The 12,592-nt window shown below is 37.4% G+C and carries 12 protein-coding genes; 10 read left to right on the top strand and 2 right to left on the bottom strand.

Going from position 1 to position 12,592, the window contains the following annotated elements; translation table 11 throughout:
- The first annotated feature begins 83 nt into the window (after nucleotides 1-83).
- From MUB18_RS19640 to MUB18_RS19605, 8 genes are all read left to right on the top strand, one after another.
- Nucleotides 84-647, top strand: coding sequence for a UbiX family flavin prenyltransferase (locus tag MUB18_RS19640; protein WP_248754313.1), 564 nt, complete (start codon nucleotides 84-86; stop codon nucleotides 645-647).
- A 235-nt stretch (nucleotides 648-882) separates the two neighbouring features.
- Complete coding sequence (locus MUB18_RS19635) at nucleotides 883-2,151, top strand: dihydroorotase (protein ID WP_045752941.1); 1,269 nt, start codon at nucleotides 883-885, stop codon at nucleotides 2,149-2,151.
- 2 nt (nucleotides 2,152-2,153) lie between these two features.
- Complete coding sequence (locus tag MUB18_RS19630) at nucleotides 2,154-2,828, top strand: hypothetical protein (RefSeq protein WP_045752940.1); 675 nt, start codon at nucleotides 2,154-2,156, stop codon at nucleotides 2,826-2,828.
- Nucleotides 2,828-3,424 carry a DUF4199 domain-containing protein gene (locus tag MUB18_RS19625; protein WP_248754312.1) on the top strand — a complete coding sequence of 199 codons (597 nt, stop codon included), beginning with the start codon at nucleotides 2,828-2,830 and terminating at the stop codon, nucleotides 3,422-3,424. Before MUB18_RS19630 ends, MUB18_RS19625 begins: the two co-directional genes overlap by 1 nt.
- A 101-nt stretch (nucleotides 3,425-3,525) precedes the next feature.
- Nucleotides 3,526-4,476: a glycosyltransferase family 2 protein gene (locus MUB18_RS19620; RefSeq protein WP_045755310.1), complete on the top strand. Its 951-nt coding sequence runs from the start codon at nucleotides 3,526-3,528 to the stop codon at nucleotides 4,474-4,476.
- Between the two features lie 9 nt (nucleotides 4,477-4,485).
- The gene (locus tag MUB18_RS19615) at nucleotides 4,486-5,613 is read left to right on the top strand and encodes a glycosyltransferase (RefSeq protein ID WP_248754311.1); all 1,128 of its coding nucleotides are present in this window, start codon (nucleotides 4,486-4,488) and stop codon (nucleotides 5,611-5,613) included.
- Nucleotides 5,614-5,670: 57 nt separating this feature from the next.
- Nucleotides 5,671-5,943 carry a hypothetical protein gene (locus MUB18_RS19610; RefSeq protein WP_045752937.1) on the top strand — a complete coding sequence of 91 codons (273 nt, stop codon included), beginning with the start codon at nucleotides 5,671-5,673 and terminating at the stop codon, nucleotides 5,941-5,943.
- Nucleotides 5,940-6,704 carry an MBL fold metallo-hydrolase gene (locus MUB18_RS19605; RefSeq protein ID WP_248754310.1) on the top strand — a complete coding sequence of 255 codons (765 nt, stop codon included), beginning with the start codon at nucleotides 5,940-5,942 and terminating at the stop codon, nucleotides 6,702-6,704. The genes MUB18_RS19610 and MUB18_RS19605 overlap by 4 nt, the downstream gene beginning before the upstream one ends.
- 40 nt (nucleotides 6,705-6,744) lie before the next feature.
- Here MUB18_RS19605 and MUB18_RS19600 read toward each other — a convergent pair whose 3' ends face one another.
- Nucleotides 6,745-7,431: a 2-C-methyl-D-erythritol 4-phosphate cytidylyltransferase gene (locus MUB18_RS19600; RefSeq protein ID WP_248754309.1), complete on the bottom strand. Its 687-nt coding sequence runs from the start codon at nucleotides 7,429-7,431 to the stop codon at nucleotides 6,745-6,747.
- An 88-nt stretch (nucleotides 7,432-7,519) separates the two neighbouring features.
- Complete coding sequence (queA, locus tag MUB18_RS19595) at nucleotides 7,520-8,569, bottom strand: tRNA preQ1(34) S-adenosylmethionine ribosyltransferase-isomerase QueA (protein WP_045752934.1); 1,050 nt, start codon at nucleotides 8,567-8,569, stop codon at nucleotides 7,520-7,522.
- Nucleotides 8,570-8,761: 192 nt separating this feature from the next.
- Here queA and MUB18_RS19590 point away from each other — a divergent pair, with 192 nt between their 5' ends.
- Together MUB18_RS19590 and MUB18_RS19585 are read left to right on the top strand one after the other, a co-directional pair.
- Nucleotides 8,762-10,006, top strand: coding sequence for an ABC transporter permease (locus MUB18_RS19590; protein ID WP_045752933.1), 1,245 nt, complete (start codon nucleotides 8,762-8,764; stop codon nucleotides 10,004-10,006).
- A gap of 113 nt (nucleotides 10,007-10,119) precedes the next feature.
- Nucleotides 10,120-12,576 (top strand): glycoside hydrolase family 31 protein, encoded by a 2,457-nt coding sequence (locus MUB18_RS19585; RefSeq protein WP_248754308.1) that lies wholly within the window; start codon nucleotides 10,120-10,122, stop codon nucleotides 12,574-12,576.
- Nucleotides 12,577-12,592: the final 16 nt, after the last annotated feature.

Raw genomic sequence — 12,592 nt, 5'->3', positions numbered from 1 at the left:
GAGCAGGTTTTTCATAGGTAGATGTAGGGTCGAATATTCCTTATTCGACCCTTTTTTATAGCTTTGTTTTTTAAAAGGAAATTATGTCTAGAAAAATTGTAGTGGCGATAACAGGAGCAAGCGGTTCCATATATGCTAAAGTTCTGCTCAATCGGCTGGTGGAATTAAAAGATCAGATCAGTGAAGTCGGTGTAGTCATGTCCGATAATGCGAAGGTGGTATGGCAAGAAGAATTGCAAAATCAAGATTATAATCAAATACCATTTAAATTTTACAGCAAAAATGATTTTTTTGCACCTTTTGCATCCGGTTCAGCACGTTTCGATACCATGATCATCTGTCCGTGTTCTATGGGCACATTAGCGCGTATTGCGCATGGTATTTCTTCCGATCTGACCACACGTGCAGCAGATGTGATATTGAAAGAAAGGCGAAAATTAATATTAGTGACACGCGAAACACCTCTAAGTCAAATTCATATTCAAAATATGAAAATTATTACAGAAGCTGGTGGCGTTATTTGTCCTGCATCACCTTCATTTTACAGCATGCCAAAGACTTTTGATGACTTAGCAGCTACAGTGGTTGATCGCGTACTGAGTTTAGCAGGTTTTGATTTTAATCATTATCAATGGGGAACAGAATAAGGAAGCGTGGTACGAATATTTTCTAAAATTCAATGCAAAATCGATACTATTTTGTAACTTTGTTCTTTGAAATGAAGCAGTCTAAAGCGACACGTATTAAAAATCATCCTTCCTCTAATTTTCAAAGAGAAAACTTTCTATTTTTATTGAATTCCATTACAGAAAAGATGTTGTTATGCTTTAAAACTTCGAGTACTTACTATTCAAATCCAATAAATTTCAATTTCTTAAACATATGAAAAGCGTATTAATTACTTCTGTAAAAGTGGTTTTGCCAGGAAATGAATTTGATCAACAGGTGGTTGATGTGTTCATTGAAAAGGGAAAGATTTCTAAAATTGCAAAATCCATTGAAGTCGCTGATAAAAATATAGAAATATTTGACGGTACAGGAAATGTACTTTCGGTCGGTTTTTTTGACCTAAATGCCAACTTTGGTGAACCGGGATTAGAAACAAAAGAAGATATCACTTCTGGATCAGCTGCAGCTGCAGCAGGAGGGTTTACAGCAGTTGCTGTCATGCCCAATACTGAACCAGCTATCCAGAGCCGCGCTGAGGTTGCTTTAATTGTGAATATTGCAAAGGGTAATTTGGTGGATGTGCTGCCCATTGGAGCTGTGAGTAAAAATCGCGACGGACATGAAATGGCCGAACTGTATGATATGAAACAGACTGGTGCTATTGCATTCAGTGATGGTAATAGAAGTATGCAGCAAGCAGGATTAATGAGCCGAGCATTATTATATGCAAGAGGATTTGGAGGATTGATCATCGCCCATGCCGAAGATGCATCGATGGCAGGTGGCAATAAGATGAATGAAGGCGTCATGAGTACATATTTAGGTATGAAAGGCATCCCTAATCTTGCCGAATCATTAATGGTTTCGAGAGATTTATACCTTGCCGAATATGCCGAAGCACCCATTCACTTCACTTCAATCAGTACAGCGGAGGCAGTGGATTTAATTAAAAAGGCAAAAGGAAAAGGTATTCAAGTGACGTGCGATGTCGCTGCTCATCAGCTTGTATTTACGGATGATGAAATCGTTGATTTTGACAGTAATTATAAAGTAAGCCCGCCATTGCGCACCAAAGCAGATGCTAAAGCGTTAATAAAGGGATTAAAGGATGGTGTCATTGACGCTGTTGTGTCGCAACATACTCCACATGAAATTGAATTTAAAAATGTTGAATTTCATATCGCCAAAAATGGTATCATAGGATTGCAGACCGTTTTGCCGCTGTTGATCAAAGCTGGATTAAATGAGCAACAGATAGTTGAAAAATTAGCTGTAAATTCACGTCAGATCGTGGGCTTGACTGTGCCACAGATCAAAGAAGGCGAAGCTGCAAATCTGGTATTATTTAATATGAATGAAAGTTGGGTTTTTGATCAACAATCAAATAAGTCCAAATCAAGAAATAGTCCTTTATTCGGAAAAGAGTTAAAAGGAAAAGTTAAATTAGTGATCAATAATGGTCAAATCATAAAAAATGCTTAATAATGGAAGCGAATATTAAAGCGGCTGTTGCTGCAGGGATTAACACCTACGGTAGAGTAGATAACATCGAAACAAAATCAGAATTTCTAACAAAAGTTGAAACCGTTTTTGATACTGATGGAAAATATATCGATAAATTGGCTTTGTTGGACGAAGTATTTGATGACTATCCACTATTCGATGAATTGAGAGAAGTATATGTCGATCTATTATTGATGAACTTTTTCTCTACAGATATCCAAAAATTGGAAGATGATTATTTAGAATCTGAAGAATGGGAAAAAATCGAAGATGAAACAATTGATCGCGGTACAGAATTGTTGAACATCTTTTTGTATTTACGTGAATGTAAAGATGATGAGATTGAACCAGATTTGGATGACTATTTGAAAGAATTCTTATTGGTTGATGAAGATGAATTCCAAGATGAGCATGAGATCTACGAAGACATCATTGCCAATCAGATTTTAGTAGAGAGCACATATGCTGAAATTGCAAAAACAGCAAAAACAATCAATCCTTCTAGCGAAGTGTATGAATTGTTTTATGCAGTTTTAAGCTTCTTTAGTGAAATCAATCCAAAAGATGCTCAGTTTCAAGAATACGAAGCTCAGAGTGAAAATAAAGCTTTTGATGCTGCACTATATCAGATCATAACTCAGTTTTATAAAGGATAATGGAAGTTGGCGTAGACAAAAATAGTAAGATTACAAGCATTGTATATGGTGTTGTCTTAGGCGTGATTTCCTTTGTTTTGGGATTATGTTCGATCTACATCGTGAGACCATTGGCAGGATCTTATCTTTTACAATTTACCAATCCGTTTTTTAACTTCATTTTATTTGTAGGTGTTACGGTTTTATTAACGTTCTGCTTACGTAAGAAAATGGGCGGGATATGGGACTTTAGTAAAGCATTAAAATGTATTTATATCATGCTTGTAATTAATCATTTAGTCGCTTCGGTAAGTACATTTTCTTATTTGGCATATGTCGAACCTACGATTCAAGAAGAGAATTTTCATGTCATGATGAATGCACGGATTGAAAGTATGGAGAAAAGTACAAATTTTGCTAGTGAAGAGGAAAAGCAACAAACGATAGATGCAAGCATCGAACAGATGGAGAAAGATAATGAATCGGTCGCTACAATGACCCTAGGAGCACGCGTGAAAGGTTTTGTAATCACCTTGTTGCCTTATTTTCTGTTTGCCCTATTGTTGGCTGCTTTGACAAAAAATGGTCAAAAAAGTATCGGTAATCCAACAGTTTAAAGGAATAAAATTTAAAAAAATCAATACGTTAAGGTGTTGTCTTATAGACGATACCTTAACTTGTTTATAAAGCAAATATATTGACAATGATCAACGTACATATGGATATTTCAGTTGTTGTTCCTCTTTTTAATGAAGAAGAGTCTTTACCAGAGTTGACCTCGTGGATAGATCGAGTGATGGCTAAACATCAGTTTTCTTATGAAATTATTTTAATCGATGATGGAAGTAAGGACAAATCATGGGCAGTCATCGAAGATTTAAAAAAGGACAATAATAATATTTCTGCCATCAAATTTAGACGTAATTATGGAAAGTCAGCAGCTTTAAATGTTGGTTTCGCAGCCGCACAAGGAGATGTGGTCATTACGATGGATGCCGATTTGCAGGATAGCCCTGATGAAATCCCAGAATTGTACGATCGAATCATGAATAAAGGTGCTGACTTAGTTTCAGGATGGAAGCAGAAACGTTATGATCCCCTAACAAAGACATTACCGACCAAGCTATTCAATGCCGTGACGAGAGGAATGTCTGGAATTGATAATCTACACGATTTCAATTGTGGATTGAAAGCATATCGTAAAGATGTTGTAAAAAATATTGAGGTATATGGCGAAATGCACCGTTACATTCCTGTGATCGCCAAATGGGCAGGTTTCACCAATATCCAAGAACAAGTGGTGCAGCACTATCCACGCAAATACGGTACAACTAAGTTTGGAGCTGGACGTTTTGTGAAAGGTTTCTTGGACCTATTGTCCATCTTCTTTGTTGGGAAATTTGCGAAACGCCCGATGCACTTCTTTGGAGTTATGGGTGTCGTAAGCTTTTTATTAGGTCTCATGATTACCCTCTATCTGATCTGTCATAAATTGATGAGTATAGCTTCAGGAGCGCCATTTCGCGACATTACCGATCAACCCTTGTTTTTCTTGTCATTGACCGCTATTATCATTGGTACTCAATTATTTTTGACCGGTTTTTTAGCTGAACTTGTTTCCCGAAATAGCACAGATCGTAATAATTATCAGATCGAGAAAGTCATTTAATTAACAGGTATGCGTATTGTTATTTTAGGTTCTGCATATCCATTGCGAGGGGGAGGAATTGCTTCATTTAATGAACGATTGGCGCAACATTATCAGCAATTGGGGCATGAAGTAGATATTTATTCATTTTCGCTGCAATATCCTAACTTTCTGTTCCCAGGTAAATCACAGTTTTCAGATGAACCTGCTCCAAAAGGCTTGCGCATTTTTTCAAAGGTGAATTCGATCAATCCTTTTAACTGGATCAAAATAGGTCTTGAGTTGAAGAAAGCAAAATATGACCTCTTGATTGTGCGGTTTTGGATGCCATTCTTTGGACCGTGTTTAGGCACGATTCAGCGTATTGTACGTCAAAATAAGCACACAAAAGTCGTGTGTATCGCTGATAACATCATCCCTCATGAACACCGGATGGGAGATGAGCTACTGGCAAAATATTTTTTAAATGCAGTGGATGGTTGTGTGACCATGAGTAAAAGCGTACTCAAAGATTTAAGAGCGATTAAACCCAAACTACCAGCAGTCTATACCCCGCATCCCTTATACGATAACTACGGACCTTCTATCAGTCTTGAACAAGCACGAGCAGAGTTGAAGATACCTGTAGCCGAAAAGGTTGTCCTTTTCTTTGGTTTTATCCGCCAATATAAAGGATTGGATATGTTGCTAGAAGCTTTAGCAAAAAATGAATTGAAACAAATGAATGTCAAGCTGTTGTTGGCAGGAGAGTTTTATGGTGATGAAGATTATTATCAAAAATTAATTGAAAAACATCAGCTTCAAGATCGCATATATCTCCACACTTCTTTCATAGCCAATGATGCTGTAGGCACATATTTTTGCGCCGCAGATGCTGTTGTATTACCTTATCGATCGGCGACCCAGAGTGGTATAACACAAGTAGCCTATCATTACGATGTTCCCATGATTGTTACCCGTGTGGGGGGGCTACCTGAGTTGGTGCATGATCAGGTGGTTGGAAGTGTTGTCGAACCTAATACGGAAGAAATAGCGAAGGGAATAGTGGCTTTTTATCAAGATGATAAATGCGATAGATTTCGTGAAAATATTAAAGTCGAAAAGAAAAAATACAGCTGGGATACCTTTGGAAAGGAAATACTTCGACTAGGAGAGTGATTTTTAATTTTAAAAATTACTATATTTGAATATAAGGGCGCATAAATTGAGGAGAAATTGGTAGCATTTACACAAAGTAGTTTAGATAAGATTGAAGATCTTTTTAAAGATCAGGGATATCGGGTGAGGTATGAGAAAGGAACATTCAAAACAGGAGCGTGTGTCTTACAAAATTCACATGTAGTGGTGGTGAATAAATTTTCGAATTTGGAAATGAAAATTCAATCTTTGATAGCCATCTTAAATGATATTGACATCGATGAGTCACGAGTTAATGAGAAGCATACCGCCATTTATACACAAATTGCTAAACTAAAATCTAAACGTTGAAAATCAAATTTTTAGGAACGGGGACTTCACAGGGTGTACCTGTAATCGCTTGTCAATGTATTGTTTGTCGATCAAATAGTCATTTTGATAAACGCTTGCGTTCTTCTATTTTGATTCATTATCATGACCGAAATATTATCGTTGATACGGGGCCTGATTTTAGGTATCAGATGCTGCGCGAACAAGTTATGCATTTGGATGCCATATTAATGACCCATTCACACAAAGATCATATCGCGGGTCTCGATGATGTTCGTGCTTTTAATTTTAAACAACAATCTTCCATCGATATTTACGGAACACCGGTGCTTCATGAGGCCTTGAGACGCGAATTTTATTACGCATTCTCGGGAGCGCAGTATCCAGGTATTCCAAGATTGGAATTGGTAGAAATAGAAGCGTTAAATCCATTTTCTTTATTCGATAAGGAGATTTTACCCTTAGAAGTCATGCATTATCAAATGCCAGTTATGGGTTTTCGAATCGATGATTTTGCGTATATAACTGATGCCAAAACGATATCAAGCGCAACAAGAAAAAAATTAACAGGGCTGAAAGTCTTAGTGATCAATGCTCTACAAAAAGAAAGTCATATTTCCCATCTGACTTTAGGGGAGGCGATCGAATTTGCACAGGAGATAGGTGCTCAAAAAACCTATTTAACACATATTGGCCATCGCATGGGCTTACATCAAGATGTATCACAAGAGTTGCCCCAACATATTCACTTAGCCTACGATCAGCTTGAGATCGAGTTATAGGGAAGAATAGAAAAATCCATTACATCCTATTGGCAATGCTTTACATTTTTAAATAGATTTGAGCAATTTCTAAGTCTTCAGGATAAGTAATTTTTATATTTTTATAATCACCCATTACGATTTCAATCGCATAGCCAAGTTTTTCTACTACCGAAGCATCATCCGTGAATGTTGTTTCCTCTTCTTGCTCATAAGCACGTTCTAACAAACAAGCTTCAAATATCTGTGGGGTTTGGACCAACCAAATCTGATTGCGATCAATCGCCTGGGTGTTTGTGCCTTTTGTCATCCGTACAGAATCTGTCGAAGATCTGGCAACAATAACAGCTTTTGATTTTTTTGCCTTTTCAAAAGCCAGATCAATGGTAGACGTTTGGATGAGTGGTCGGGCACCATCGTGTATGGCAATTGCAGATCCATTTAAATCAGGAAGTATTTTTTTAATAAAAGCAATGCCTTTTTTTACCGTTTGAAACCGTGTTTTTCCACCATAGCTAATGGAGTGCGGGATCGTGAAATGATATTGTTTGCAGAGAGACTTCCAAAAGTCCTCCATTTCAGAGTCGATCGCAATAATAAGGTGAGGTTTTGTTTCACTCGCATAAAATTTTTCGATTGTATGCATAAGCACAGGCTTGTTTTCTAAAAGCAAGTATTGCTTTGGCAGATTAGACTGCATACGGCTTCCTTTACCTGCGGCTACTATTAAAACGAAGTTTTGATCCATCACAATTTGGTGTCAATAAGGGAATATTGGAAATAAAAAACGTGGATAAATAGCCTACTTATCCACGTTAATCTTTTTATGAAGTTGATTAGATAATCAACATGGCATCGCCATAGCTATAGAATCTATATTTTTCTTTTACAGCTTGTTCATATGCGTTCATCACATGCTCATATCCTCCAAATGCAGCAATCATCACTAACAAAGTAGACTCTGGTGTATGGAAGTTGGTAATCATGGAGTTGGCAATACTGAAATCGTATGGTGGATAGATAAACTTACTTGTCCAGTCATTAGCCGGTTTTAGGTGGCGATCCGCAGAAACCGCAGATTCGATAGCACGCATAGAAGTGGTACCAACAGCACAAACCCTTCTTTTTAGATCGATCGCTTTGTTGACCGTTTTTGCAGCTTCTTCCGTAATGATGAACTGCTCAGAATCCATTTTGTGTTTCGTTAAATCTTCAACTTCCACTGTTCTGAACGTTCCTAGACCAACGTGTAAGGTCACCTCTGCAAAATCAACACCCTTTAATTCCAAGCGCTTCATCAACTCGCGGGAGAAGTGAAGACCAGCAGTTGGAGCAGCGACAGCACCTTCGTTTTTAGCATAGATCGTTTGGTAACGGAATTTATCCTCAGGAGTAGCTTTACGTGTGATGTATTTTGGAAGAGGTGTTTCTCCTAAAATCTCAATATTGCGACGGAATTCTTCATCCGTACCATCAAATAAGAAACGGATAGTACGTCCACGAGAAGTGGTGTTATCAACAACTTCAGCGACTAATAGATCATCATCCCCAAAGTAAAGTTTATTACCTACACGGATTTTACGAGCGGGATCAACCAAAACGTCCCATAAACGAAGTTCTTTGTTTAACTCGCGTAACAAAAATACTTCGATAGTAGCACCTGTTTTTTCTTTGTTACCATATAAACGTGCTGGAAAAACTTTTGTATTATTTAAAATCATGACATCTTTGTCATCAAAGTAATCTAATACATCTTTGAAAATTTTATGCTCAATTTTACCAGTGTCGCGGTGTAAAACCATTAAGCGTGATTCGTCACGATTTTCAGTTGGTTCAGACGCCAAAAGAGACTCTGGTAAGTTGAATTTAAATTGAGATAACTTCATCTTTAATATTGATATTTTAAATGATTGCCTGTATATGTATTTAAGTTCCAAATAACAGACTTATCGGAACATAAATAAGCATACAAAGGTAGGTAATTTTTTAGTTAAAAGGGTGTTTCTTTCGGTATTAAATTGATTAATGAATTCATTTTGACATAAAACCAAAACTAAATTGTATTTTAGAACCTGAATATGCTAGTTATAGGTCTCATAAAAGAAAGTGCGAAATTCGCATTGTCAGCATTAAAAGATAATCGTACACGAACGCTATTGTCCTTATTAGGTGTAACGATAGGTATTTTGACGATCATTGGCGTTTTTTCTGCTGTCGATACGTTACGGAATAATATCGAAAATTCGGTAAAAAAGATCGGATCCAATACTTTATATATCGAAAAATGGCCGTGGACAGGGGGACCCGATTTCCCTTGGTGGAAGTATCTGAATAGACCGGAACCGAAATATGAAGATTTTCTTGCACTTAAGGAACGGATTACCACTGCCGATAAAATAGCCTATATCATCAATATCGGTGGCTCTACTATTAAATATAAAAATAATAATGCCTCTGGGGTGATGATTTCTGCAGGTACCCAAGACCAATATAACATACAAAATTTCAATGTTGAAAAAGGAAGATATTTTGTGGAAAGCGAAACTCGTGCAGGGGCGTTGGTAGCGGTATTAGGAGCTACTATTGCCGAAGGACTGTTCCCCAACAGCGACCCACTTGGCAAATATGTCAATATGTTGGGGCGAAAAGTCCAAGTGGTCGGTGTTTTGAAAAAAGAAGGAGAGGGCGTTTTGATCAATACTTCGCCCGATAATAGTGCCTTTATTCCTTTTGAGCTCGCCCGAAATTTAGTCAATTATGATAATTTTTCTCCGAGCATTGCGATTCGGGTTCTGCCAAAATATTCCTTAGCAGAGGCAGAAAGTGAAATAAAAGTACTGATGCGTTCTATACATCGTATAGCACCACAGCGCGAAGATGATTTTTCTATCAATCAAACCACTATGATTACTTCACAATTGGATAAATTGTTTGGTATTGTTAATTTGGCTGGGTTTTGTATCGGTATCTTTTCCGTTTTAGTTGGCGGATTTGGTATCGCAAATATTATGTTTGTGAGTGTCAAAGAGCGTACTCATATTATTGGCATCCAAAAGGCTTTGGGAGCTAAAAACTTTTTTATACTATCTCAATTTTTGATCGAATCCATTATACTGTGTTTATTAGGAGGGGCTATTGGTCTCTCGATTGTATTTTTAATAACCTTGTTAGTAAAATTAGCAATCGGAATGACGATTGTCGTGAGTTTAAAGATGGTATTGTTAACCGTATTAATCTCCACATTAATAGGCTTGATATCAGGTATTGTACCAGCTTTGATGGCGTCAAGGCTAGATCCTGTAGAAGCAATACGTAGCAAATAAGCTATAAAATGAAAATAGTTTACTCTTTAATGTTTTAAGTAGTGAGTTTTTGTGTTATTTATTGTAATTTAAGTTCAGCTTAAACTGATTAAATTATTTAAAGAATAAATGCTATGGGAGACTCCATTAAAAAAGAGGAATTTGCAAGTGAATTATTAGGTGACGAGACATCCGATGGTACTGTTCACCATGTTAATAACCCTGTACTAGACCTACCGACTATAGAGAAAAAGTATCTGGCTCGAGTCAGATCCTACAGCAAAGATCGGAATACATTTTACTTTACTGATGGGGTCGCAAAAGTCGAAATACGTATTGTTTCAGATGAAATTATTCGTGTTCGTTTAGCACCACAAGGTTCTTTTTTGGATGACTTTTCCTATGCCGTTATCGATACCGATCAACATGCGGTATCCTTTTCTGTAGATGAGGATGAAACCAGTTTTTATGTAAAAACAAATAAAGTGATTTGTGCGATTCGCAAAGCAGACTTTTTGGTTTCATTTCAAGACTTATCCGGTAAAGTCTTTAGTGCCGATGACAAACCCATGCATTGGGAAGAAAATCCTGATTTTGGAGGCTACTATGTCTACTGTAGTAAAAAAGCACATGAAGATGAAGCATTCTTTGGTTTAGGAGATAAAGCCACGAATCTTAATCTGCGCGGGAAACGTTTTAAAAATTGGAATTCTGATACCTATGGGTATGCTTTTAATCAAGATCCTCTTTACAAAACAATTCCTTTTTATATTGGTGTGACGGGGGGTGAAGCATATGGTATTTTCTTTGATAATACGTTTAGGACATTCTTTGATTTTGCTTCTGAAAATAAACAACGTACGAGTTTTTGGTCTGAGGGGGGAGAGATGCAATATTATTATATCCATGGACCCAATATGATGGATGTAGTAAAACGTTATCACAGCATTACGGGTACCCATTTTATGCCTCCGCTCTGGGGTATTGGTTATCATCAGTGTCGTTGGAGTTATTACCCGGAGCAAAATGTAAGAGAAGTTACAGCTGAATTTAGAAAAAGAGAAATTCCTTGTGATGCCATTTATTTGGATATTGACTATATGGATGGATACCGCTGTTTTACTTGGAATAAACAATATTTTCCAGACCCTAAAAAAATGATTTCAGACTTGGCTGCCAATGGTTTTAAAACTGTAGTCATGATCGATCCCGGAATTAAGGTCGACGAAAATTACTGGGTATTTAAGGAAGGTCAGGAAAATCGGTACTTCTGTCGTCGTGGAGATGATTATTTTATGGAAGGTTTTGTATGGCCAGGTAGATGCCAGTTTCCTGATTTTACAAACCCAAGTGTAAGGGAATGGTGGGGCACTTTGTACAAAGGCTTGGTGGATGATGGTGTGGCTGGATTTTGGAATGACATGAATGAACCAGCCGTATTTGGAAGAGGTACTTTCCCGGATGATGTCCGCCACAATTACGATGGATACCGAGGATCTCACCGTAAAGCCCATAATGTATATGGTATGCAAATGGTTCGATCCACTTATGATGGCTTGAAAAAACTATATAAAAATAAACGCCCGTTTACGATCACTAGGGCAGCATATGCTGGCACCCAACGTTATTCATCCGTATGGACAGGAGATAATATTGCGACATGGGAGCATTTGCGTATAGGACTTCTTCAGTTACAAAGACTGTCTGTGTCAGGGTTATCTTTCTGCGGAACAGATATTGGAGGATTTACGGGTGAACCGGATGGTGAACTATTTACGCGTTGGATGCAATTTGGCGTCTTTTCTCCATTTATGCGTGTGCATTCTGCAGGTGATACGCGTGATCGCGAACCTTGGAGTTTTGGACCAGAGTGGGAAGCAATATGCAAGAAATTTATTGAAATGAGGTATAAGTTATTGCCTTATATCTATACGGTATTTTGGCAGCAACATCGTTACGGCGAACCGATATTAAGACCGATCTCTTTGGTTGAACAACATATTCCGAAAAATTTAATTCGGGAAGAAGAATTTTGTTTCGGTGATAAAATTTTAGTTTCACCAGTATTAAATCCGGGTCAAAAAAATAAAGTGGTTTACTTACCGGAAGGAGACTGGTATTATTATTTCAATTTACAACCATACGCAGGTTCGCAGGAGCATACGATCGATACACCTTTGGATGAGATGCCTATTTTTGTTAAAGGTGGAAGTGTCATCCCAGAATATCCCGTTATGCAATATACCTTTGAGCACAAAATAGATGCACTGAAACTCAATGTATATTACAGCAAGGGCAAGTTTGACTCGTACATCTATGCAGACCATGGTGATACTTTTGCTTATGAACAGAGTGTCTATGCTGAAAAACACTTCCTGGTAGAAGGAACTGACAATACTCTGGTAATATTGCAACAAGTAGAAGGGCTGTACAATGAAAGGTTCGATGATTATAAAATCTATTTAGTAGGAATTCCCTTTGAAATAAAAACAATCAAAGCAGATGGTGTCGAAGTTAGCCTGTCAAAAGATGAATTGGGCAACGAATACGTTTTGATAGAAAAAGATTTTAGAAATTTAATTATAGCATAATTTACGATTATTAAAC

This window comes from Sphingobacterium sp. PCS056 (genome assembly GCF_023273895.1).
Taxonomy (GTDB): domain Bacteria; phylum Bacteroidota; class Bacteroidia; order Sphingobacteriales; family Sphingobacteriaceae; genus Sphingobacterium.
The sequence above is the reverse complement of the archived record's forward strand: the minus strand, read 5'-3'. Positions and strand labels throughout refer to the sequence as shown.